Origin of the sequence: Rhizobium sp. ERR 942 (assembly GCF_007828395.1) — a bacterium.
In the GTDB taxonomy this organism is placed as follows: domain Bacteria; phylum Pseudomonadota; class Alphaproteobacteria; order Rhizobiales; family Rhizobiaceae; genus Rhizobium; species Rhizobium dioscoreae.
Map to the genome: position 1 here is coordinate 406,967 of NZ_VIUA01000003.1, position 21,445 is coordinate 428,411.

23 protein-coding genes and 1 tRNA gene are annotated in these 21,445 nt (G+C 59.0%); 13 read left to right on the top strand and 11 right to left on the bottom strand.

Annotated elements, in window-relative coordinates:
* Positions 1-31: 31 nt before the first annotated feature.
* Positions 32-541, bottom strand: a complete 510-nt coding sequence (locus tag FBZ97_RS14610; protein ID WP_069616250.1) for an outer membrane protein assembly factor BamE — start codon at positions 539-541, stop codon at positions 32-34.
* Between the two features lie 280 nt (positions 542-821).
* Here FBZ97_RS14610 and FBZ97_RS35110 point away from each other — a divergent pair, with 280 nt between their 5' ends.
* The 8 genes from FBZ97_RS35110 (at position 822) to FBZ97_RS14650 (ending at position 7,334) form a co-directional block, all read left to right on the top strand.
* Positions 822-1,379 carry a ubiquinol-cytochrome C chaperone family protein gene (locus FBZ97_RS35110; RefSeq protein WP_069616334.1) on the top strand — a complete coding sequence of 186 codons (558 nt, stop codon included), beginning with the start codon at positions 822-824 and terminating at the stop codon, positions 1,377-1,379.
* 9 nt (positions 1,380-1,388) lie between these two features.
* A complete protein-coding gene (locus FBZ97_RS14620) occupies positions 1,389-1,946 on the top strand; it encodes a DUF177 domain-containing protein (RefSeq protein WP_095434461.1) in 558 nt (185 codons plus the stop codon).
* A gap of 102 nt (positions 1,947-2,048) precedes the next feature.
* The gene (gene plsX, locus FBZ97_RS14625) at positions 2,049-3,095 is read left to right on the top strand and encodes a phosphate acyltransferase PlsX (RefSeq protein WP_113329028.1); all 1,047 of its coding nucleotides are present in this window, start codon (positions 2,049-2,051) and stop codon (positions 3,093-3,095) included.
* 19 nt (positions 3,096-3,114) lie between these two features.
* The gene (locus FBZ97_RS14630; RefSeq protein WP_113354714.1) at positions 3,115-4,086 is read left to right on the top strand and encodes a beta-ketoacyl-ACP synthase III; all 972 of its coding nucleotides are present in this window, start codon (positions 3,115-3,117) and stop codon (positions 4,084-4,086) included.
* Positions 4,087-4,193: 107 nt separating this feature from the next.
* Positions 4,194-4,532 (top strand): integration host factor subunit alpha, encoded by a 339-nt coding sequence (locus FBZ97_RS14635; RefSeq protein ID WP_069616254.1) that lies wholly within the window; start codon positions 4,194-4,196, stop codon positions 4,530-4,532.
* Positions 4,533-4,762: 230 nt separating this feature from the next.
* A complete protein-coding gene (locus FBZ97_RS14640) occupies positions 4,763-5,308 on the top strand; it encodes a MerR family transcriptional regulator (RefSeq protein WP_145320475.1) in 546 nt (181 codons plus the stop codon).
* A gap of 341 nt (positions 5,309-5,649) precedes the next feature.
* Positions 5,650-6,756: a porin gene (locus tag FBZ97_RS14645; protein ID WP_145320473.1), complete on the top strand. Its 1,107-nt coding sequence runs from the start codon at positions 5,650-5,652 to the stop codon at positions 6,754-6,756.
* Between the two features lie 248 nt (positions 6,757-7,004).
* Complete coding sequence (locus FBZ97_RS14650; RefSeq protein WP_069616257.1) at positions 7,005-7,334, top strand: hypothetical protein; 330 nt, start codon at positions 7,005-7,007, stop codon at positions 7,332-7,334.
* A 168-nt stretch (positions 7,335-7,502) separates the two neighbouring features.
* On the opposite strand, the gene FBZ97_RS14655 is transcribed toward FBZ97_RS14650, so the two are convergent.
* Positions 7,503-7,763 carry a hypothetical protein gene (locus FBZ97_RS14655; protein WP_112723085.1) on the bottom strand — a complete coding sequence of 87 codons (261 nt, stop codon included), beginning with the start codon at positions 7,761-7,763 and terminating at the stop codon, positions 7,503-7,505.
* A 174-nt stretch (positions 7,764-7,937) separates the two neighbouring features.
* On the opposite strand from FBZ97_RS14655, the gene FBZ97_RS14660 reads away from it, so the two are divergent.
* Both FBZ97_RS14660 and FBZ97_RS14665 read left to right on the top strand, forming a co-directional pair.
* Entirely contained in the window at positions 7,938-8,348 is a 411-nt protein-coding gene (locus FBZ97_RS14660) for a BA14K family protein (protein WP_113329025.1), read from the top strand.
* An 86-nt stretch (positions 8,349-8,434) separates the two neighbouring features.
* Positions 8,435-8,511 (top strand) — tRNA-Pro (locus tag FBZ97_RS14665).
* A 36-nt stretch (positions 8,512-8,547) separates the two neighbouring features.
* On the opposite strand, the gene FBZ97_RS14670 is transcribed toward FBZ97_RS14665, so the two are convergent.
* Together FBZ97_RS14670 and FBZ97_RS14675 are read right to left on the bottom strand one after the other, a co-directional pair.
* Positions 8,548-9,243 carry a thermonuclease family protein gene (locus tag FBZ97_RS14670; RefSeq protein WP_145320471.1) on the bottom strand — a complete coding sequence of 232 codons (696 nt, stop codon included), beginning with the start codon at positions 9,241-9,243 and terminating at the stop codon, positions 8,548-8,550.
* Between the two features lie 93 nt (positions 9,244-9,336).
* The gene (locus FBZ97_RS14675) at positions 9,337-9,600 is read right to left on the bottom strand and encodes a hypothetical protein (protein WP_246661771.1); all 264 of its coding nucleotides are present in this window, start codon (positions 9,598-9,600) and stop codon (positions 9,337-9,339) included.
* Between the two features lie 370 nt (positions 9,601-9,970).
* Here FBZ97_RS14675 and FBZ97_RS14680 point away from each other — a divergent pair, with 370 nt between their 5' ends.
* Positions 9,971-10,183: a hypothetical protein gene (locus FBZ97_RS14680; protein ID WP_069616263.1), complete on the top strand. Its 213-nt coding sequence runs from the start codon at positions 9,971-9,973 to the stop codon at positions 10,181-10,183.
* 224 nt (positions 10,184-10,407) lie between these two features.
* On the top strand, positions 10,408-11,430 hold the full coding sequence (locus FBZ97_RS14685; protein WP_246661063.1) for a PHB depolymerase family esterase: 1,023 nt from the start codon (positions 10,408-10,410) through the stop codon (positions 11,428-11,430).
* Positions 11,431-11,498: 68 nt separating this feature from the next.
* Here the strand turns inward: FBZ97_RS14685 and FBZ97_RS14690 are convergent, their stop codons facing one another.
* The 6 genes from FBZ97_RS14690 to FBZ97_RS14715 form a co-directional block, all read right to left on the bottom strand.
* Positions 11,499-11,789 carry a DNA-binding protein gene (locus FBZ97_RS14690; RefSeq protein ID WP_069616264.1) on the bottom strand — a complete coding sequence of 97 codons (291 nt, stop codon included), beginning with the start codon at positions 11,787-11,789 and terminating at the stop codon, positions 11,499-11,501.
* 63 nt (positions 11,790-11,852) lie between these two features.
* Complete coding sequence (locus tag FBZ97_RS14695; RefSeq protein WP_145320469.1) at positions 11,853-13,088, bottom strand: glycosyltransferase family 4 protein; 1,236 nt, start codon at positions 13,086-13,088, stop codon at positions 11,853-11,855.
* Positions 13,085-14,347 (bottom strand): O-antigen ligase family protein, encoded by a 1,263-nt coding sequence (locus FBZ97_RS14700; RefSeq protein WP_113354718.1) that lies wholly within the window; start codon positions 14,345-14,347, stop codon positions 13,085-13,087. The genes FBZ97_RS14695 and FBZ97_RS14700 overlap by 4 nt, the downstream gene beginning before the upstream one ends.
* Positions 14,344-15,900, bottom strand: a complete 1,557-nt coding sequence (locus FBZ97_RS14705) for an undecaprenyl-phosphate glucose phosphotransferase (protein WP_113354719.1) — start codon at positions 15,898-15,900, stop codon at positions 14,344-14,346. Before FBZ97_RS14705 ends, FBZ97_RS14700 begins: the two co-directional genes overlap by 4 nt.
* A 76-nt stretch (positions 15,901-15,976) precedes the next feature.
* On the bottom strand, positions 15,977-17,122 hold the full coding sequence (locus FBZ97_RS14710) for a glycosyltransferase (protein WP_145320467.1): 1,146 nt from the start codon (positions 17,120-17,122) through the stop codon (positions 15,977-15,979).
* A 12-nt stretch (positions 17,123-17,134) separates the two neighbouring features.
* Complete coding sequence (locus FBZ97_RS14715) at positions 17,135-17,710, bottom strand: polysaccharide biosynthesis/export family protein (protein WP_069616269.1); 576 nt, start codon at positions 17,708-17,710, stop codon at positions 17,135-17,137.
* Positions 17,711-17,901: 191 nt separating this feature from the next.
* Here FBZ97_RS14715 and FBZ97_RS14720 point away from each other — a divergent pair, with 191 nt between their 5' ends.
* Complete coding sequence (locus FBZ97_RS14720; protein WP_145320465.1) at positions 17,902-20,157, top strand: Wzz/FepE/Etk N-terminal domain-containing protein; 2,256 nt, start codon at positions 17,902-17,904, stop codon at positions 20,155-20,157.
* Here FBZ97_RS14720 and FBZ97_RS14725 read toward each other — a convergent pair whose 3' ends face one another.
* The gene (locus FBZ97_RS14725) at positions 20,158-21,414 is read right to left on the bottom strand and encodes a GNAT family N-acetyltransferase (protein ID WP_145320463.1); all 1,257 of its coding nucleotides are present in this window, start codon (positions 21,412-21,414) and stop codon (positions 20,158-20,160) included. It abuts the gene before it with no gap.
* Between the last annotated feature and the right edge of the window lie 31 nt (positions 21,415-21,445).

Genomic DNA, 21,445 nt, shown 5'->3' on the forward strand with positions numbered 1-21,445 from the left:
GCGGGTTTTTCGTTGAGATATCGTCCCGGTCTTATTGGCCCGGGTTGAGGTTGTTGAGGAAGTTCCGTGCGCCGTTGACGCCGCTGCCGCTGCCCTGGAGGATCTGCTGCAGGAAGGTGATGTCGCGACCACCGGTCGGGGTCGTGCGGCTGATCATGTCGAAGACCTTGCCGTCCTTCAGCGTGTAGTTGGCTTCCTGCTTCACCACGCCGTCCTTGTCGAAATAGATCGCCAGAATGTTCTGGTCGACCAGCTTCGGCTTCATGAAGGCGACGGCGCGCGTACGCTTCTGGGAGATATAGTAGAAGACCTCGCCATCGAAGGTTGCGGTGGTGGAAGGCGTGCCGAGCGACAGCAGGACCTGTTCGCGGCTCGAACCGACCGGCGCGAGCGCCAGCGACTGCGGGTCGAAGATGTAGCCGTTGTTCATGACCTCACTGGTCTTGCATCCCGAAAGGCCCATGGTCGCAATCACCAGGGCGATGGCGGCAGCGCTGCTGAAAGTAATGTCAGACTTGAAATACCGTCTGGTCAACGACATCTCATCTCCCCTAATGAATCAATCCGATGGCCGGACGGCCGATATGACCTTGCTGTGCACATCATTGTGGCCTTTCCGCGATGGCAAAAGGCACAATCATGTTGTTCGGCACTCTTCGTCACCGATCATGCACAACGTGACGACGGTAAGGGCTGGAGCCTCGAAGCGGGCACAAACGGCATTGCAATTCGCGCTTGCTTCGGTAAACCAGCTTTTGCGTGGATGCAACAAGGCCAAGCAAAAACGGCGCGCTCTGAGGGAGCCAATTCCGGGAATTTTCATGATTTTTGGGCTCTTCCGTAAAAGAAATCACAATCAGATCATCGTGGTCAGGCAGTATGAGATCCTGACATCCATGGCGCGGCAGCCGGTTTTCTATACCGACTACGAGGTGCCTGATACGGTGATGGGGCGCTTCGAATTGCTGTCTGTCATGATGATCCTGTTCTTTCGCCGCACGCGGTCTTCGGCGACAAGCGGCCAGGAGCTGGCGCAGGAAATCGTGGATGCCTTCTTCGAGGATATCGATTATTCGATCCGCGAGCTCGGTATAGGCGACAACAGCGTGCCGAAGCGCATGAAGAAGCTGGCCGGCATGTTTTATGGACGGCTCGAAAGCTATGCGGGTGCCATGGATAGCGATGATCGCACCGCGCTTGCCGCGGCGCTACAGCGCAACATCTATCCCAAGGCGAATGAAAATGCTGCATCCATGCGTTCGCTGGCCGATTGGATGATGATCGCAGAAGCGCACTTGGCGACCATAACCGAAAATCAGATCGCTACGGGCTCGGCGACGCTGCCAGTGCCAGATAAAGTCGGCCAACGGGCCGGTTAGGAGATAAAAATGAAAAGACACGACTCCGATGAAACGCCGTTCTCCTATCCGGTGAAGGTGGGGCATATCTCCGCCAATCCGGTGGATGTGCACCTCGAGGCTGACGATCGCGAACTGGCAGGGCTCGCTGCTCTCTGGGATGTTCTCTCGGTCGGCAAGCTAGAAGCCGACCTCAAGATTTCTCGCTGGAAGCGCGACGGCGTGCGCATCAAGGGCAATGTGAAGGCAAAGATCGTTCAGGCTTGCGTTGTCACACTCGAGCCGGTCGAATCTGATATCGACGAGGACTTCGAGCACATCTTCGTGCCCGAGGATTCCAAACTGGCGCGTGCGCCCTCTGTGGATGCCGGAGAAATGATACTTGATCCCGATGGTCCGGATCTTCCGGAGACCTTTACCGGTGACACGATTGATGCCGGCGCGGTCGTTGCGGAATTTGCCGCTCTCGCCATTGATCCCTATCCGCGCAAGCCTGGCGTCGAATTCGAAGCGCATATTGAAGACACGGGCGAAGATGACAGAAAACCGTCGCCCTTTGCTGTTCTGAAAGACTGGAAAAAGGAATAGGCCCCGGTGCCGTTCGAGCACAATTCAGTTGTAACCGGGGGAGAAAACGGTATTTTGACGCCAAATTCGCCCGTCGCGGCGAAGAAAAAGGACTAGGGACGCGTGATCAGAATTTCTCTTGACCTAATGGGTGGCGACTTCGGCCCTGAGGTTGTTGTTCCCGGCGCGGCCAAGGCGCTGGATAGGCATCCCGATATCACATTCGTCATGTACGGACAGAAGGAACGCTGCGAGGCGGTCCTCGCCAAATATCCCAAGCTTCGCGAAAAATCGGTCTTTCACGAATGCGAAGTGGCCATCAGCATGGATGAAAAGCCGAGCCAGGCGCTTCGCCGCGGCCGCTACGTCTCCAGCATGTGGCGCTCGATCGAGGCGGTGAAGACGGGCGATGCTGATGTCGTCGTGTCCGCCGGCAACACCGGCGCGCTGATGGCGATGGCGAAATTCTGTCTCCGCACCATGGCCAATATCGAACGCCCGGCAATCGCGGCGATCTGGCCGACGCTGCGTGGCGAAAGCATCGTGCTCGATGTCGGCGCCACGATCGGCGCCGATGCCCAGCAATTGCTCGACTTTGCCCTGATGGGCGGCGCCATGGCACGCGCGCTCTTCGAGATCGAGCGCCCCACCGTCGGCTTGCTGAACGTCGGCGTCGAGGAAATCAAGGGACAGGAAGAAGTCAAGGACGCCGGCCGCCTCATTCGCGAAGCCAATCTCGAATCGCTTGAATATTCCGGTTTCGTCGAGGGCGATGATATCGGCAAGGGCACGGTCGACGTCGTCGTCACGGAAGGCTTCTCCGGCAATATCGCGCTGAAGGCGGCCGAAGGCACGGCAAAGCAGATCGGCGCCTATCTGCGCGCCGCCATGTCGCGCACGCTGCTTGCACGCATCGGTTATGTCTTTGCCAAGGGCGCCTTCGACCTGCTGCGCGAAAAGCTCGATCCCAGCAAAGTCAATGGCGGCGTCTTCCTTGGCCTGAACGGCATCGTCATTAAGAGCCATGGCGGTGCGAATGTCGAAGCCTTCGCAGCTGCCATCGATGTCGGCTACGATATGGCCAAGAATGGGCTCACGCAGAAAATCGAAAACGATTTGAAGAGATATCATGCCAAACGGCTGCCCCCTATCGGGCCGGAAGCGGCATGAGAGACGGGGTATACGCAGAATGATCCGTTCAATAGTCCGCGGTTTTGGGGCGGCGCTCCCCAAACGCGTCATGACCAATGCCGAGATGGAGCAGATCGTCGACACGAGCGACGACTGGATCGTCCAACGCTCGGGCATTCGTCAGCGCTACATCGCCAGTGAAGGCGAAACCACGGCGTCCCTGGGCGAGCAGGCGGCACGCGCCGCTCTCGCCAATGCCGGTTTGACACCGGATGACCTCGATCTGATCATCGTTGCCACCTCGACGCCGGACAATACTTTTCCCGCAACGGCGGTGAATATCCAGAACCGGCTCGGTATGCATCATGGCTTCGCCTTCGATGTCCAGGCCGTCTGCACCGGCTTCGTCTATGCGGTGACCACGGCTGACGCCTATATTCGCGGCGGCCTTGCCAAGCGCGTACTCGTCATCGGCGCCGAGACATTTTCCCGCATCCTCAATTGGACCGACCGCACGACATGCGTCCTCTTCGGTGATGGTGCCGGCGCGCTGATCCTGGAAGCTGGCGAGGGAAGCGGTGCCAATAGCGATCGCGGCGTGCTGACGGCAAGCCTGCGCTCCGACGGTTCCCATAAGGAAAAGCTTTATGTCGACGGCGGCCCGTCCACGACGGGAACGGTTGGTGTCCTGCATATGGCGGGTCGTGAGGTCTTCAAGCACGCCGTCGGCATGATTACCGACGTCATCCAGGCCGCATTCGATGCAACGGGCACCACGCCCGACGATCTCGACTGGCTCGTACCGCATCAGGCCAACCGCCGCATCATCGATGGTTCCGCCAAGAAGCTCGGAATTGCTCCCGAGAAGGTTGTGGTCACCGTGGACCTTCATGGTAACACATCGGCTGCATCAATTCCGCTTGCGCTCGCCGTTGCGGCAGGTGATGGACGAATCAAGAAGGGCGACCTGGTGATGCTGGAGGCTATGGGTGGCGGCTTCACCTGGGGCGCGGTCCTGCTGCGCTGGTAGTGCCACATCTCTAAAAGCCGTTCCGAACAAGAGCTTGACCGTGCGGCGCAACGGCAATAGTCTCGCGAAACTTGAAGAAGATTACGCAGCAATATGGGCGGGGAGCTATGACGGGCAAGACAGTGACGCGCGCAGACCTGGCGGAGTCGGTATTCCGGAAAGTCGGTCTCTCCAGAACGGAGTCGGCGGAGCTCGTCGAGACTGTGATCGATGAAATTTGCAACGCCATCGTGCGTGGGGAAACGGTAAAGCTCTCCTCGTTTGCGACATTCCAAGTGCGTGACAAGAATGAGCGCATTGGCCGCAATCCGAAAACCGGCGAGGAAGTGCCGATCTCTCCGCGGCGTGTCATGACCTTCAAGGCGTCGAACGTCCTCAAGACCCGCATTCTAAAAGCACATGCGAGCCGCAAGGCGAAGGCCAAGCCGGTAAATCCTGCCTCCTGATCCATCCTTGGGATTTCTGTTTTCGCTCGGCCGCATGCCTTGTCGTGCGGTCGCGCCAGTGCATCTTCAGTGTTGATTTGTCGCCAGCCTGTGCAGCGGCTGAAGATGTGACTTGAATTTCCACCGCCAAACCGTTGAAATATGGTGAGTCGTATCATGGAGCGATACGAATGCCGACATCCGCTTTTGCGTGATCCGGCCAAACGGCGCTGCATGCGCAGTGTGGGAGTATGATGATGGACAAGAGCCCGGATGCATTTCGCACGATCAGCGAAGTCGCGGAAGACCTTGATCTGCCGCAGCATGTCCTACGGTTCTGGGAGACCCGGTTTCCGCAGATAAAGCCGATGAAGCGGGGTGGCGGCCGGCGCTACTATCGCCCCGAGGACGTCGACCTGCTGAATGGTATCCGCCATCTCCTCTACGATCACGGCTATACGATCAAGGGTGTTCAGAAGCTTTTGAAGACCAACGGCAACAAGTTCGTCATCGCTGTCGGGCATGGTGATCTGGCCAGTGTGGAAGCGCTTGCGGCGGCCCAGGAGCCTGCCGCCATGGAGCCCCGCGTCGCCTCTGCCAATTCCGACGAAGATCAGATCGTCGGCCGCGCCAAGGCACCGATCAGCCGCCGTTTCTTCAATTTCGTCAGCGGCGACGATGGCGCGCCTGACGTCTCCATCGGCAAATCGAGCGTCGGCAAGGAAGATCGCGCTTTGCTTCAGGAGACGCTTTACGATCTTCTGGAATGCAAGCGTCTCCTCGATCAGGTGCGATAAGACTGCCCGCGCCCCGGGTCGCACGTGTTGGGGATTGCGTTTAAAGCATATTATGTTGCAGGTGTATGCATTCTCTTGTCCGATGCATGTTTCGGCTACCTGTGGTGCGTTCGTTTTGTCATTGCGACCGGCATGTGACATTTTTGTCACGTCTGCCACTCTTCTGCGTTGTAGGAATTAGTTCGGCAGCCTTATTAACTTGCTGGGGCAAGCTCACGGGTTCAGTTTGACGGCGAAGCTTATTGCTTCGCCCTGTTTGAGGGGAACAGTCAGGCTATGGAGGGGCACGCTGTTGTCTGCCGGGAGACTCCATCTCTGACGGATAGTCGAATGGAGACACCATGAACATCAAGAGCCTTCTTCTTGGCTCCGCCGCCGCCATCGTAGCGGCGAGCGCCGCCCATGCCGCCGACGCCATTGTCGCTGCGGAACCCGAACCGCTTGAATATGTCCGCATCTGCGATGGATATGGCACAGGCTATTTCTATATTCCCGGCACTGAAACCTGCCTGAAAATCGGCGGAAAGGTTCGCACGGAGGGCGAGTGGTATGACGCCTATAATCCGCGCAGCAAGGTCGGCACGCTCTGGCATGAGCGTGTGGAGCTCAACGTCGATACGGCGACCGACACCGAATACGGGCCGTTGAAGACCAACACCATCTTCCGCTGGGAGTGGAACGATGGGGGCGCGACATCCTCGAAGCTGCTGTTTGCCAATATCAGCCTCGCCGGCTTCACGGTGGGTAAGCTCGATTCGCAATTCAATCTTTACGCCGGCTATGCTGGCGATGTCATCAACGACGACGTGATCTATGACGGCCCGTATGAACTTAATCAGCTGACCTATAAATACGAGCCGGACAATGGCTTCTCGGCTATGATCTCGCTGGAAGACTCCAATTCCACCTCCGACGGTGAGGCCTCCTACGGTGCCGGCTGGTGGACGGACGACAAATCCAACCACTATGCTCCCGACGTCGTGGCTGGCCTCGGCTATAAGGCAGGCAACTGGGGCATCAAGGTTGTCGGTGGCTATGACTCCATCGTGGAGGAGGGTGCCATCAAGGCTCGTCTCGACGCCAAATTCGGTGGCGTGGAAGCCTTCCTGATGGGGGGCTGGAATACGGACGGCGACAAGCTGAACAAATATGCAGGCACGAACCAGGACATCTCAGCTTGCACGAGATCGAACGGTACGGTGAATGCCGCCAAATGTGGTTGGGGTGACTGGGCGCTTTGGGGTGGCGTCGGCGTCCCGATCAACGACAAGCTGAAGTGGAATCTGCAGCTTGCCTATACCGAATCCAAGATGTTCGAAGCGACCACAAACCTCAAGATCTATCCGGTGAAGGATTTCCTCATCGAGCCGGAACTGACCTATGTGCGTTACGACTATATCAAGGATGATACGGTCGCCGGTATCCTTCGTTTCGAACGGAACTTCTGATCTAAAACACGCCCGCCGTCTCGATGGGCTGCGGGCGTGCAAATCGGACATGAAGACACCGTCTCAGCGGGGTCTTTTCATTTTGCGCTATGCTGCTATCCGGCCGTTAAGCACGATGCCATCCTTGCGTGCAGTTTTGCCACGATTTGACGGATTTTCGCGCGATGCTTGATAAGGTTGGCTTGCTAAAGCTTACCTTTGGCTGTATTTCGCTTTCCGGGGTTGTATCCTAAATTGCCGGAGGGAATATGCGCATACGTGCCACGATGGCGGCGAGCCTTGTCGCTATATCAACCATTCTATCGAGCTGTCAGACACCGCAGGAATCTGCGATGAATGCGGAAATGACCTGCCAGTCGCAGGGCTTCCGTCCAGGTACGCAGCGTTATAACCGCTGCGTCGGCGCGACCTACCAGTCCAATCGCGCTCAGGCGCAACAGGCTGAAAACCAGGCTGCTGCCCTGGCCGCTGCCGGCATCATCGGCGGCGTTCTCGTCGGCGCCGCTGTCAGCGACAATCATCATCACCGCGGCTATTACGGCCGGCCTTATTACCGTCGGTGCTACCGCTGTTGGTAAGCGTAGCTTTTATCTGCATTCCAATACGCTCCGTCGGCTCACGCTGACGGAGTTTTCGTTTCAGGCCAACGAACCTCCAGAGCGGCTCCAGAAGACTGCGGCGATTTTCCGTCCAGAGATATGGAAAGACAAGTGGATGGGTGTTTTCGCGTTTCGAGGAAAACGGCTTTAGTCTGGCGGGCTCATTTCCTGGCGGTTCACGAGCTTCACGCTTCGGTCCGGCTGGACAATATAGGTTTCGATAACATCCTGGCCCCACTGGTTCGTGAAGTGATGCTGGAATTGCGATCCCGGAGGCGATTTCGTCAGTTTCATATGCGGCTGGCCGCCATAGGTAATGCTGCCCGGGATGGGCTGCACCGATTCCGTCGTATTGCACGAGGAAAGCAGCGGTGCACATAACAGGAGAGTCATTATATAAGGCTTCATTGCTTTGACTTTCCGCCCACTTTCCGTCTTGCGATATCCGTCGCACATAAAGACGGAAGGGCATCTATGAGTGTGGCTCCAAATCACTATATACAGATAATGACGGCGTGCTCGGCAGCAAGGTTGTTGTGCAGATTTACTTGATTGCGCCGCCGGATTTCGAAGGAGTCGCATATGTTTACGATTGCGAGATCGATAACTGCCGCAGGCTTTGGTCTTTTGCTGGCGGCCGGTGCCGCCATGCCGGCGAATGCCGTCACCATGCCGACCCTGACCGTGCCTGCAACCGGACAGTCGGACATCATCCAGGTGCGCGATCACGGTCATGGCCACGGCCATTGGCATCATCACCATAATCGTTGGGGCAGCGGCCATCGGCTGCATGGCTCGGACAGCTATTATGACGACGATTCGGATAGCGGCGTGCTCTTTAAATCCTTTGTGACCGGCACGCTGTTCAACAGGCAGGGCTCACAGAGCTATTACGGCGTTCATGCGCGTGACTGCGCAAGCCGCTACCGCTCTTATCGCGCCTCCGATAACACCTATCAGCCGAGCCGCGGACCGAGGCAGCTGTGCCGTTGAACGGCAACTTTTTCTGAGCAGGCCGACACTTTTCGCTTGCGTCGGGAAACGCTAAACTCTAAACGAAACAAGCCGTTTCGGCAGGTCGGGGCGTAGCGCAGCCCGGTAGCGCACTTGACTGGGGGTCAAGGGGTCGCTGGTTCGAGTCCAGTCGCCCCGACCATTTATCTCCTTGAACTCCCAATCGAATTTCTGAAAATCAGCTACACCAGGACGACGCCTGGCCGGTCCAGCGGCGTGCGAGACCTTCTGACACCATCTGATCGCCGAGCGAGCGCCCCGCGCGCATGGCAATGCGCAGTTTGCCGCCATTCGGGTCGTCGCGACGGCTGCTGCCGGAAAGCACGAAGCTTCCATCGTTGAGAATGGCCTGCAGGCGCAGTTTCGCGGCTACGCCTCTCTGTCTTTCGCTGGGGCAGCGCGCGGCACCTGCGTCCGGCACATCGATATCGGCCAACTGAATCCGGATGCCATCCTGCCAGAAGGTATTGCCATCAACGACGCAGTTCGTTCCAGAGCCGGCGCCGCATAGCACGAAACGACCGCCGGACTGCACACGCAAGCTGGGTATCGGCCGTTCGACCGGTATCTTGTTAACCGGCATCGCCACGGGAATGGCGGCGGGCGGTACCGGCAGGGCGGATGTTGCGCGCGGCTCCGAAGTCACTGCTGCCGTCTTTATTTGCGGTTTTGCCGCTGGCACCGGTGCTTCCCGAGCCATATGCGGCATGCCGGCGACTGCGCCGGCATGCGCCAGCATCGACGGCATGTCCTTGCGATGCTGATAGGCGTAGATGCCGGCTATCGTTGCCAGGCCGACCACACCCCATAGCCACATCGAATTGCCCGCCTTGGATTGCGGCTTGCGCCGCGTGCGTCGTTTCGCTTTCGCCATGGTATCATCCCTCAATTGCGAGGGGGATTATCGCCGCCATTTCTTACCGATCCGTTGGCTTTGGCGGAGATCATGAACTGCGATGGGGCAAGGCTATTTCGTGGCCGCCGTCGGCGGCTTCAGTTTCACCGCCATCGTCACCTGTCCGTTGATGGAAAGTCTCGTGCCGCGATTGTCTGGATTGTTGACCGAGGTATTGCTCGACAGAGCACTGATCTCGCAGGCATCGGCAATCGTGTCGAGCAGGGTGGCGCAGCTGCTTGCGGCAAACTTATAGAAGGATTTCAACGCCTTCTCCTGCTGCTCCTCGCTGTCGCCATCTGTTATAGGATAGGAGATCGATATTCCCGATTGCACGGAAATATATCCTTCGGGTGGGGCTGGCGAGGGTTGCGCAGCGGAAGATTCGAAAAATTCTGCGCGAGGGCGGGCAGGGCCGCGGCTGCAAGCGTCAAGCTGAGAGCAGCCCGGATCAGAAATCTGGTCATCATTATGCCTGCGTTTTTTCCGCTTATTGCAGATGCGGATAAAGGCTTGGTGATGCACTAACTTAAAATTGTACCTTCGATCGAATTTCCGTAAAATCTGCGAATCAGAAATGCGTCGGCCGAAATGCTTCCTTGCCAACCCCACGCGCAAGGCGCATAGTCTAATCCTATCGTCGGGAATAAAACGGGTGCCGGCGAAGTACTGCGTGCTTCTGCCCCACGGACAATGAGACGCGCAAATGCTGGACACACCTATCCATCCACGAGATCTGCCGCTGTTTTCAGACGATCTGGACCGACTCGAGAAGGTGCTTGATACGGTCTGCAAGGATCGTGGCATGAGCCCGCGAAGCCTCGAAGCAGAGCGCCTCGGCGCATTGATTATTCAGCTTTATCGCCAGGGCGTAAAGGACGACGCGAAGCTTCTCGCACTTGCACGGGCTTATTTCTGACGCAGCTGCGTTTTTTTGTGGCCGAAAATCTAATCGATTTAAGCTGATTTCACATAGCAGCAATGATGCTTTGTGCCTGTTCGAAGCGGGGCAGCCTCCCTATATTTGCTGCGTTGCACAAAGAGATTCGATTTCTCGATGTCACTGATTCTGGAAAGGAACAGTGCGCGTCAGCCCGCAGCGGAGGAAAAAACCGGCCGTGGCTGACGTGGATAGAAAGGTCCATGATGAATTTTAAAGTTCCGAGCCGGCTTCGCCGCTTGCTCGTCGATTCCGTCGAGCTGCCGCAGCTCAAATTTCCGATGATGCAGCCGCAATCGCAGCCGTCGCGCCGTCGCGTTTCCACGCGCCCGTCGCCGCAGCGGCTGACGGAAGTTTTGTGGTTTGGCCGCAATCCCGGCGATTTGCGCATGCTCGAATATGTACCCCCGGGGGTAAAAGGACCGATGCCGCTCGTCGTTGTCCTACACGGCTGTCATCAGAATGCCGAGGATTTCGATCGCGCGAGCGGATGGACCGCACTTGCGCGCCAGCACGGATTTGCCGTGCTTTATGCGGAGCAGAAGGCATCGAACAACCCAAATCTCTGTTTCAACTGGTTTCGCCCGAGCATGGTCACGCGCGATCGCGGTGAGCTCGGATCCATCAGAGAAATGATTGATTTCAGCCGCCGCCTGCATGCGATCGACGATAGCAGGATTTTCGTCATGGGCCTCTCGGCCGGTGGCGCCATCGCAGCTGCATTGCTCGCGACCTATCCGGAACTCTTTGCCGCAGGCGCCATCATCGGCGGCCTGCCTTTCGGCGCTGCCCGCGATGCCATATCGGCGCTTGACGTCATGAAGCGCGGCTCAAGCCGCCCGGCGGAAAAATGGGGCGAGCTCGTTCGCGAAGTTTCCCCCGAAGCTGCTCGCTATCCCGTCGTCTCCATCTGGCATGGCGATGCCGATAATGTGGTGTCTTTCGCCAATGCCGAGGCATCCGTGGCGCAATGGCTGACTGCTCGCGAGCGTCCGCGCACCAAGGGTCGGTTGCGTCTCTTCGAAGGTGGCGAGCGGCGCGAATGGCGCGACGACTACGGCCATATGATCCTGGAGCTCGTGACGCTGACCGATTTCGGGCATGGCCTGCCGGTTGGCTCCATTGTTGAAGGCTGGGAGCCGGCAAACAACACCGAGCGCTACATCCTGCCTGCAGCCCTCTCTGCGCCCGAAGAGCTTGTCAAAGGCTGGAAGCTCGCGGCCTGAGGCAGATCGCAAGACCTAAGGCCTGAAGGCGAAGCGGCGCTGGGAGATTTCAGGCACTGCGTCAGCCGTCAATCGTCATTGGTGGCATTCAGGTTCTCAGGCCGGATGCCATCATTTTCGGACCAATGCTTGAAGCGAATGCCAGGGCCACCCATGCCGTCACTGCCGCCGGCGAGGAAAAGCACCCCGTGGCTCTCGAGGACGGAGCGAACTGTCGCAAGCGCCCTCATATCCGCCGGGCTTGTCCCTGTTTCCAGCGCTTCGATCGCCGAAACCGGGAGTTTGCTCTCGCTGGCAAGCGTCTCCACCGTCAGTTCGAGCATGGCGCGCGCGCCGCGCAATTGTGCTGAAGTAATCATGAGTTAAGTCTATCGCATCGGCTTGAAAAGCGGAACCGATTTCCGGCGAAAATCCTCGCGAGTTTAAAGGGCAACCGCGCTTTTCTCCCGGCCCTCCCGCTTATCGTCCAAACTGGAATTTGCTACCAATTCCAGCGGGGCAGGGGCGGGGTAGCCGAGCAGGTCGTGATAGATCTTCTCGGTCGCATCCGCCATGCCGGCGAGCGTATATCCATCCTTGCGGCGACGGGCTTCGGCAGTAAAATTCGCCAGCAACGTCGGATCGCCAAGACGTGCCATCGCGGCCGCCAACGCTTCCGGATTATCGCTGTTCGGCACGATGTAGCCGTTCTTGCCGTGCTCCAGCACCGTGCGCGCGCCACCGACATCGGCAAGCAGCAGCGGCTTGCCCGCAGCTGCGGCCTCCAGCATCACATAGGACATCGCCTCATAGCGGCTCGGCATGACGACAACATCGAAGGCGTCGATGGCCGTCACCCCCGGCACGCTACCATCGATGCGGGCGCGATCTTCAAGTCCGGCCGCCTTGATCATCTCCCTTGCAGTGTCGGCCAGTTCACCGATCCCGATCATCAGCAGATGGGCTTGCGGCAATTGGGCTGCTATCCGTGCAAAAGCCGCGACCAGGCGCTCAGGCGCCTTCTGTTGCGTCATTCTGCCGACGAAGCCGAAGAGCAAAGCTTCCTGAGGAATGCCGTATCGTCTGCGGATGGCTGCTCGCTGGCTGAGGGGAGGCGCGTTGACGCCGTTGACGACGACGCGCAGGCGTTTTTCCGGGATGCCGAGCGACAGGGCGTGATTATATTCATCTTGCGAAACACAGACCAGGCGATCGGTCAGCCACGTCCCGAGAAAGCGCTCGATACCGCCATAGATCAGGCGGCCTTTCGCACCGAGCGTCGGGTCCATGGTGCGGAAGGCATGCGGCGTGTAGAGAACGGGGACATGGCGCCCCGGCAAACGCAAGCGCGTTAACGCGCCGGCTTTCGAGCTATGGCCATGGATAAGATCAAACGGCCCATGACTGGCCGCGATCTTGCGCAGTTGCCACCATGCAGTCAGATCCCAGGGGCCGGGCGCGCGCCGCATGCCCAGCGGAATGACATTGTCCAGGCCGATATTTTCCAGTTCTGTGACGAAAGCGGGCTCTGCGCGCACCGGGGAATAGATAGCGGTCACGGAATGGCCGCGATGCTGCATGGCCCGGCATAGGTCGAGAAAATGTCGCCCGGAGCCACCGCCGCTCGGTTCAAGAACCTGCAGCAACGACAGGCGTTTGACGTTGGTGCGAATGTTCACGGCGCTGCTTTCCTTTTGTTCAGGTCACGCTGATACTTTTGCTCCAGGGCGCCGCAGCCCCAGACGATGCCGATCAGCATGTAGAAATGGCGCCAGTGGTCGGTATCGATGACGTTGCCGATGCCGACATGGCCGAGAATGACGATCCAGGCGATCATCAGGTAGGGCTGCCAGGGACGCTCCCTCAGGAGGTTGCGGAAGCCGATATAGATGGTCCAGCAGATCATGCTGACCCAGGTGACGAAGCCGAGCCAGCCATAAGTGGTCAGTGTCTTTAGCCAGGTATTGTGTTCGTCCTCGCGGAAGATCTGACCGAAGACCAGCGGCCCGATGCCGAAAGGCCGTTCCATGGACATTTGGAAGCCGATGCTGTGGCGTTCGAAGCGGCCGAGATGTCCGCCGTCATAACTCTGAACCAGCTGCAAGCGCGTCGAAAACAGGTCGCTGACCTGGGGAAATTGCAGCGCAACGACGAGCAGAACGACCATGAGGATGATGGCCGCCAGCGACATCACCAGGATCCGCAGCCGGAAGGTATTGCTGCGGTGCTTCAGCAGCATGCAGAAGATCAGCATCACCGAGGCGAAGGCGAAGAGGGCCCAAGCGGCGCGGGAGAAAGACAGGAAAATACCGAAGGCGAGCACGAACAGGCATATGCCTTTGATCGGCGCTTTCTTCAGGTCACCGATGAGCAAGCCGTGCATGAGGTAAAGGCTTGGCGCCACGAGATAGGGGCCGAAGACGTTCGGATCCTGGAACGCACCCATGGCGCGATCATAGCGGGTGAAGATGTCGAAGCCCGGCACGGCGTGGAAGTAGCCGAGGATGCCGAGGCTCGCGGTGATCAGCGCCGCCACGACCCATGTATTGAAGATCAGCTTCAGCCGCTTTTCGTTGTCTTCGGTGATGGCGGCATAGAAGACGGAACTCAGCGCCAGGAAAGTGGAAACGGCGATATAGATCGGGCCGGCGAGATGATCGCTGGCGGCAAGATCATGCATTTGGGTGATCGACAGCATGCCGCCGATATTGAACAGCAGGAACAGCGCCAGCAGTGGCGCGACGCTGCGCGAGATTTTGAGCCCGAGAATGAACCAGGTACCGATCAGAAAAGCGAGCCACAGCTCGTAGGGTGCCGGCTCGGCGATGACGAAACCCGACAGAAACACGCCGACAGCAACGCTTGCCGTGCCGACCAGCCGCATGGCGGCAAGCTGCGGCTGCGCGACGCGGGGCGATGGCAGGTCCAGCGTGGTCAATAGGCGTTTTCCGTATTGAGCAGACGGAACGGCGTCAGGAACAGGATCTTCAGATCGAAGAGCAACGACCAGTTCTCGATGTAGTACAGATCGTAAGCCGTGCGGAACTTGATCTTGTCGTCGCTGTCGATCTCGCCGCGCCAGCCGTTGATCTGCGCCCAGCCGGTGACACCGGGCTTGACGCGATGGCGCGCGAAATAGCCTTCGACGACATCGGCATAGGTGCGGTTATGGCTGGCGGCCAGAACGGCGTGGGGGCGCGGTCCCACAAGCGAGAGGCTGCCGAGCAGCACGTTGAAGAGCTGCGGCAACTCGTCGATCGATGTCTTGCGGATGAAGCGGCCGACGGGGGTCACGCGCGGGTCGTTCTTGGTCACGGCATTGCGTGCCGACGGATCGCTCATATGGGTGTACATCGAGCGGAACTTGAAGACGTTGATAATCTCGTTGTTGAAGCCGTGGCGCTTCTGCATGAAGAAGATCGGCCCTCTCGAGGTTGCCTTCACGGCAATTGCGGCGCCGAGCATGATCGGCCAGAGCAACGCAAGTGCGACCAGGCTGAAGAAGATGTCGAAGATGCGTTTGGCAACGCCATCCCAGTCACGGATCGGCTTGTTAAAGATGTCGAGCATCGGTACGGCGCCGACATGCGAATAGGCGCGGGGGCGGAACCGCAGCTTGTTGGCATGGGCGGCAAGACGAATGTCGACGGGTAGCACCCAAAGCATTTTCAGCAATTGCAGAATGCGATCTTCGGCGCTGATCGGCAACGCGATGATCAGCATGTCTATGCGCACGAGTCGGGCGAATTCGACCAGTTCCGATACCGTGCCCAGCTTCGGGTAACCGGCGACCATGACTGGCGAGCGCTTTTCGCCGCGATCGTCGAAGATGCCGCAGATACGGATATCGTTGTCGGGTTGATGCTCGAGCGCGCGGATGAGCTCCTTTGCCGGTTCGCCGCCGCCGACGATGACGGCGCGTCTTTCCATGACGCCGTTACGGGCCCAGTGGCGGATACCGTAGGCGAAAAGCAGGCGGGCGACGAGGAGGAAGCCTGCACCCGCCGCAAACCAAAGGCTGAGAAGTGAGAGCGAATAGATATTGTTGATGTCGAAGGGGAAGAGGGCGATGACCATGACCGCGAAGGCGGCTGCCCAGGATCCGAGTATCCGGTGGAGGAAGTGATGCGGCGAGCGCAAGACCGGTATCTGATAGGCATCCGCAATCTGCAGGAAGACGATGGCAAGGCCGCAGAGGGCGATCGTCACCACGGCCTTCGACAGGAAGGGATGATTGTCCGACGTCCCGAAGAGGAGGATCGCAAGCCCGAATGCGAGCAGCGACAGAAATTCGAACAGCCGGTATTGTCCGACGATGATTGCCGGGGACTGGTTGGTTTCGCGAAGCTGTTCGGCGATTTGCCGCGCATAGGCATTCATGCTGTCTGGGCGATCGCTATGAGGCTCGCTGGCACCGCGGGTGCGGATTTCCGAAACCTGTTTGCGAAGATGGTCCAAGTTGAATTGCTCGGACTTTTCGGTAGTGTTCATGGCAACTTATCCAGTCGTTACCGGACAAGGCCTATCAGATATCAGCTAAGAAACACTTACAACACTTGCCTGTATTCTAACCGTCTTCGTTCAGGCCAAGTATATTTTGATACAAGTGCAAAGTATCCCGCGCCATGGCCGAAGCCGAAAAATTCGATCGTATCGTTCCGATATCGGGCATGTTGCGAGGACCCCATAGCGGTTCTGTGATCGCTTCGGCCATGATGCGCGAGAGGTCATCGGCATCTTCCGGTTTGGCGAGTGCTGCGCTGTTTTCGCCAAGCGCTTCCGCAACGCCGCCGACGCGCGAGGCGATGACGGTCTTGCCGGCTGCGAGCGCTTCAAGAACGATATAGGGCATGGCCTCGGCGCGCGAGGGGACGACAATGTTCTGCGATACCGTGAAGGCTTCCTGCACGCGCATCGCGGGTAGCATGCCGATACGGTGACCGAGGCCCCGTTCGACCATCATTCGGTGATATTTGTCTCTGTCCGGTCCGTCGCCGATCATCAGCGCTGACAGCGGCCTGCCGATCCGCCGCTCCGTTTTTGCAAAGGCGTCGACGAACAGATCGGGACCTTTGAGGTCCCGCAGCATGCCGATATAGACGAAATGCACGGAGTCCGATCGTGTCGGTATGGTGCGAAAATCTCTTTCGCTGATGCCGTTATAGATCATCACAGAGCGGGTGCGCGGCTTGCCGATCTTTCTTTCATAGGTGCGGCGTTCGAAGTCGCAAATGAAGATCAGGCCATCGGTGAGAAACTCGAGCATCCGTTCCAGGCTGTGCACCAGCATGCCCTGGAACGAGCCGCGCGAGAAATGCAGGCTTCCGCCATGCGCTGTATAGAGGCGGGCTACGCGACACCTGTTGACCCGCAGGATCGAGCCGAGAACGCGCGCAAGCAGGCCGCCCTTGGCGCCGTGCCCGTGCAGCACATCCGGCCGCAAACTCTTGATTTCTTTATAGCTGCTCCAAAGTGTCGCAGCATCCGAGAGGGTAATTTGCCGTCGGATCGGCAGACGGACGACCCCAAGAGCCAGGAATGGCGCGATATCGTCGAACAGACGATCCTCATGCTCGCCGCCCGTCAGGCTGTCGCAAAGGATGCCGACCTCATGGCCCGCTTTGCTCTGTTCCTCCGCCAAATCCCGGACATGGCGGAAGACCCCGCCGACGGGCGATCTGAAGCAGTGAAGGATTCGAAGCGGTCGGGCCATGAGCGGTCGCGGTTAGAACAACCGCTCTCTGACATAGATGGTGTCGCCTGCCAGCACCGGATCGGAGATGCCGACCCGTCCAGTCATGACATGACCGTTGATCTTGCGGGTGACATCCGCGTTGGATTGGTTGGCCCGGCTGGTGAATCCGCCTGCGACCGCGATGGCATTCTGGATGGTCATGCCCGGCACATAGGAATATTGGCCCGGCTGGCCGACTTCGCCCATAATATAGACCGAGCGATAGCGGTCGATGTCGATGGTGACGTCTGGATCGCGAATATATCCCTGGCGAAGCTTCTGCGCGATCTGGCCGGAGAGCTGTTGCAGCGTGCGGCCGCGGGCAGCAACCTGGCCGATCAGCGGGAAGGCGATATAGCCGGCCTGATCGACAGTATAGGTGTTGGTCAGCCCGGCTTGATCGAACACCGTGACGCGCAACCGGTCGCCGCTGTCGAGGGTATAGGGCTGGATCGTGGCCTCGTTGAAGGCCTTGGGTGCCGGTTGATAGGTGTTGCAGCCGGTGAGCGCGGCGCTCACGGCAGCCATGCCGAGTGCAAGGACAATCTTTGACTTTGCGAAGGGCATTTCGCGCTCATTAGAAAGGGAAGACACTGCCGTCGTTATCGATCCGTTAGGGTTAACGGTCGGTAAAGAGTAAATCAAATTCCAGGAAAAAATTAGAGATGCCAAAAATAATGCTGGCGAAATACTATTAACGCTTGGGTTACCATAGTCGTTTACGATTAATTTTGGCTTTCTATTACGGAGTTTTGCATATGTCCGGTGTCAACAACACCCAGCAGGATGTGGACATCGATCTCGCTCAGCTCTTTCGCGCTGTGTGGCAGCGGCGGGTGCGCGTCGTTGCCATCACGCTGGCAGGCGCCTGCGCGGCATTCGCGATCGCCAAGGTCATGTCGCCGGAATATCGCAGCGAGGCCCGCATCCTCATCGAGCAGCGTGCGCCTGCCTTTGCGGCGACGACATCGGGCAACGATGCCGGTGCTGGCCCGCTGCTGGACGAGTTGAATATTGCCAGCCAGGTGCAGATCCTGCAGTCGGCGGATCTGGTGAAGCAGGTCATTACCAATCTCAAGCTCTACGATCGTCCCGAATTCGCCGCCGGCAACAACGGTTCTGCTCTCTCTGATATTCTGATCAAGCTGCATCTGAAGCGGGCGGCGGCCGACAAGGCCCCGGAAGAGCGGATGCTGGACGCCTTCAACAGCCGCCTGCAGGTCTATCAGATCAACAGCTCACGCGTGATCGGCATCAGCTTCACGTCCCGCAATCCGGATCTCGCCGCCAGCGTGCCGAATGCCATGGCGCAGGTCTATCTATCCATGCAGAGCGGCGCCAAGCTCGATTCCAATAGCGAGGCGACGCGCTGGCTGGAGCCGGAGATCGCCAAGCTGCGCGATAAGGTCAGCGAGGCGGAAAAGAAGGTTGCGGATTATCGTTCCGCCAACGGTCTTCTCCAGACCAGTCAGAACAACAATTTCGCCACGCAGCAGCTCGCGGATATCTCGACGCAGCTGGCGCAGGTGCGTGGCGACAAGGCCAATGCCGAGGCGAGAGCGCAGGCGGTGCGCAGCGCATTGTCCAGCGGCCGTTCGACCGATACGCTTGCGGACGTCGCAGGCTCGCAAACTATTCAGCGGCTGAAGGCGACCCAATCTAATCTCGAGTCGCAGATATCGGATCTGTCCACGACGCTGATGGATGGGCATCCACGGCTGAAGAGCCTGCGGGCGCAGCTCGTCGATATCCGTCAGCAGATTGATCGCGAGACCCAGAGGATTCTGGCAAGCATCGAGAACGAGGCGAAGGTAGCGCAGCTGCGCGAACAGCAGCTCCTCGCCCAATCGAATACGCTGAAGGCCGATAGCGCCCGGGCAGGGGAGGACGAAGTGGGCCTCAATGCGCTGGAGCGTGAAGCTGCGGCAGAGCGACAATTGCTAGAGACCTATCTTGCCCGTTATCGCGAAGCGGCCTCTCGCGTCGACAAGAATTCCAGCCCTGCCGATGCGCGCATCGTTTCCACGGCGGTCGAACCGGTCGATCCCTCTTTCCCGAAAGTCGGCCCGATCGTCATCGTCGCTACCCTTGCCACCTTCATCCTCACGGCTATCGTTATCATGCTCGCGGAGCTGTTCAGCGGCCGTGCATTGCGGCCGGTCGGGCCTGCCCGCAGGGAAGATGCCGTCATGCTGGAGACGGCGAAGCGCACTCGACCCGTCGTCGAACCTGCTCCGGTTCGGGCAGTTGCGAGCGCGAGCGGTGCCGAGGCGCCGGCAAGCATGCTTTCGATCCCGCCAGAAGACATCGCGGTTCAGGTTGCAGACACTGCAATTGCTCCCGACGCCGCTGCCGCCTCGGGCACTGCAATCGCTCCGGACCATGAACCCAGCCAGGCTGCTCGCGCGACGGAGGAAGAGGAGGATTTCTCCATCCAATCCGTCGCGGATTATCTGATCGACAGCGGCTCGCGGCTGGCGATCGCCATATCTCCGACCGGTGATAATGGTTCGACCGCGACTGTCATGCTGGCGCGGACCATCGCCGATGCGGGGAGCCGTATCGTGCTGGTCGATATGACCGGCACCGGATGTCCCTCCAGGCTCATGGCAGAGCATGACGAACTTCCTGGCGTAACCGACCTGCTGTGCGGCGAAGCGGCCTTTGCCGATACGATCCATCCGGATCGCCTGTCGGACGCCCATCTCGTGCCGCAGGGCATGAGCGACCTTGCCCGTGCCATGCGCGGCGCCGATCGTCTGTCGCTGATCCTCGACGCACTCGGTTCGGCCTATGACATCGTTCTGGTGGAATGTGGCGCGGCTGAAGTCTCCGGCGTCGCACGGCTGACGCGCAGCAAGGAGACGGAAATCATCCTCTCCATGCCTGAGCCCGACGAAAGCCAGTTCATCGCTGCCATGACGGAATTCCAGAAGGCCGGCTACGAGCACATCATTCTGATGTCCGGCTGGCGCGAGGAGCATGATCCGGACACGCGCCGGGACGCAGCCTGATCAATCCGCGTCGCCGCCTCCATCATCCGATGCGGTGCCGGCTCCATGCCGTGCCCGCAGCCGTTGGATGAAGGAATAGAGCTTGCGATTGGATTTGATCGCGACCTTCGTACGCGTGATGACCCGGTTCGCCATCGCCGCGAGACGCCCCATGCCTGAGACGGGCAGGAAGAGATCATACTGCACCGTTTCCATCGGGCACCAGGAACGCTTGTAAATCTGGTCGCCGATACCGAAGTCGAAGAGCGCGACGCCTTCGCGATGCAGCCGCTCGATCATCAGCCAAAACAGCAATTCGCCGGGGCTCGCCTCCGCAACCAGAGCCTCATCGATAGAGGCAAACTGGCAGATGACATGATCCCCCTTGCGGGACAGGGCAGCGATGGCCGGGATATGGCCCTCGTGTTCGCCTTTCAGGCGCAGCGCATGCATCTGCAGCGTCGCGCCGATGCCATCGCCTTGGCGTCGGCGCAACATGGCGTGCAGCGCAGCCTTGATCCGATCATCCTTGAACGCATCGGGCAGGCCGGCATCCTCGAAGCGGATCGCCTTCTGCCGGAAGAATAGATCGAGCAATGCGTCCTGCTCGTCAGGGCCGGCGATCACATATTCGTAGCCGCCCCTGGCATCGAGAAGCCGGCTCTGATGCTTGAATTTCTTGCGCCGGCGCTTGGCATTCACCTGCTTCAGGCTCGCTTCAAAACTGCCAAGGAAGGGCATCTGAAAGGCACGATTCTGATTTTCGATCGACGTCAGGGAGGCGAGCGGGTTTTTGCGGCCGCGCCATTCGAGCGGGACGTTGCGCAGGATGACAACGTCCACCTTGCCGCGCAAAGCCGCCGAGATGGCGCTCGCCTGAGCAGCCGTCAATTCTCCATTCGCCAGGAACCGAGCGGAAAACAGGCCTGTATTGATATTGTTGTGGTGGCCTCCGATGAACTCGGCGCATCTTGTTCCGCGGCTGCGGATGATCTCGAGCGGCAGAATGAAGGCGACGTGATCTCCGATCGAGCCCCGGATGACGGCGAGAGGACGTTCGAGGTTCTCCACCCAAGCTGCGCACCAGTCATAGCTCTGGTGCAGCGAGTTGAGATCGTCCCGTTCCAGCGCGCGCCATTCGGCTTCGAGCGGTGCCATGCTGTCGAAGATGTCGACCCGCAACTGATCGGCGGCCGCTGACTCCATCTCGATGGACGCAATTCGCTTATCCGTTGCTTCGGCGGCCATGCCGGCGATATCTTGCGTCTGGGTCCGCATCCGATCTTCTCCGCTCCGGCGGTATTCGGGC

What these genes read in the sequence shown, in the direction of transcription:
- FBZ97_RS14610 (WP_069616250.1), bottom strand. Translation starts at nt 541, where the DNA reads ATGTCGTTGACCAGACGGTATTTCAAGTCTGACATTACTTTCAGCAGC.
- FBZ97_RS35110 (WP_069616334.1), top strand. Translation starts at nt 822, where the DNA reads ATGATTTTTGGGCTCTTCCGTAAAAGAAATCACAATCAGATCATCGTG.
- FBZ97_RS14620 (WP_095434461.1), top strand. Translation starts at nt 1,389, where the DNA reads ATGAAAAGACACGACTCCGATGAAACGCCGTTCTCCTATCCGGTGAAG.
- FBZ97_RS14630 (WP_113354714.1), top strand. Translation starts at nt 3,115, where the DNA reads ATGATCCGTTCAATAGTCCGCGGTTTTGGGGCGGCGCTCCCCAAACGC.
- FBZ97_RS14635 (WP_069616254.1), top strand. Translation starts at nt 4,194, where the DNA reads ATGACGGGCAAGACAGTGACGCGCGCAGACCTGGCGGAGTCGGTATTC.
- FBZ97_RS14640 (WP_145320475.1), top strand. Translation starts at nt 4,763, where the DNA reads ATGATGATGGACAAGAGCCCGGATGCATTTCGCACGATCAGCGAAGTC.
- FBZ97_RS14645 (WP_145320473.1), top strand. Translation starts at nt 5,650, where the DNA reads ATGAACATCAAGAGCCTTCTTCTTGGCTCCGCCGCCGCCATCGTAGCG.
- FBZ97_RS14650 (WP_069616257.1), top strand. Translation starts at nt 7,005, where the DNA reads ATGCGCATACGTGCCACGATGGCGGCGAGCCTTGTCGCTATATCAACC.
- FBZ97_RS14655 (WP_112723085.1), bottom strand. Translation starts at nt 7,763, where the DNA reads ATGAAGCCTTATATAATGACTCTCCTGTTATGTGCACCGCTGCTTTCC.
- FBZ97_RS14660 (WP_113329025.1), top strand. Translation starts at nt 7,938, where the DNA reads ATGTTTACGATTGCGAGATCGATAACTGCCGCAGGCTTTGGTCTTTTG.
- FBZ97_RS14670 (WP_145320471.1), bottom strand. Translation starts at nt 9,243, where the DNA reads ATGGCGAAAGCGAAACGACGCACGCGGCGCAAGCCGCAATCCAAGGCG.
- FBZ97_RS14680 (WP_069616263.1), top strand. Translation starts at nt 9,971, where the DNA reads ATGCTGGACACACCTATCCATCCACGAGATCTGCCGCTGTTTTCAGAC.
- FBZ97_RS14685 (WP_246661063.1), top strand. Translation starts at nt 10,408, where the DNA reads ATGATGAATTTTAAAGTTCCGAGCCGGCTTCGCCGCTTGCTCGTCGAT.
- FBZ97_RS14690 (WP_069616264.1), bottom strand. Translation starts at nt 11,789, where the DNA reads ATGATTACTTCAGCACAATTGCGCGGCGCGCGCGCCATGCTCGAACTG.
- FBZ97_RS14705 (WP_113354719.1), bottom strand. Translation starts at nt 15,900, where the DNA reads ATGAACACTACCGAAAAGTCCGAGCAATTCAACTTGGACCATCTTCGC.
- FBZ97_RS14710 (WP_145320467.1), bottom strand. Translation starts at nt 17,122, where the DNA reads ATGGCCCGACCGCTTCGAATCCTTCACTGCTTCAGATCGCCCGTCGGC.
- FBZ97_RS14715 (WP_069616269.1), bottom strand. Translation starts at nt 17,710, where the DNA reads ATGCCCTTCGCAAAGTCAAAGATTGTCCTTGCACTCGGCATGGCTGCC.
- FBZ97_RS14720 (WP_145320465.1), top strand. Translation starts at nt 17,902, where the DNA reads ATGTCCGGTGTCAACAACACCCAGCAGGATGTGGACATCGATCTCGCT.
- FBZ97_RS14725 (WP_145320463.1), bottom strand. Translation starts at nt 21,414, where the DNA reads ATGCGGACCCAGACGCAAGATATCGCCGGCATGGCCGCCGAAGCAACG.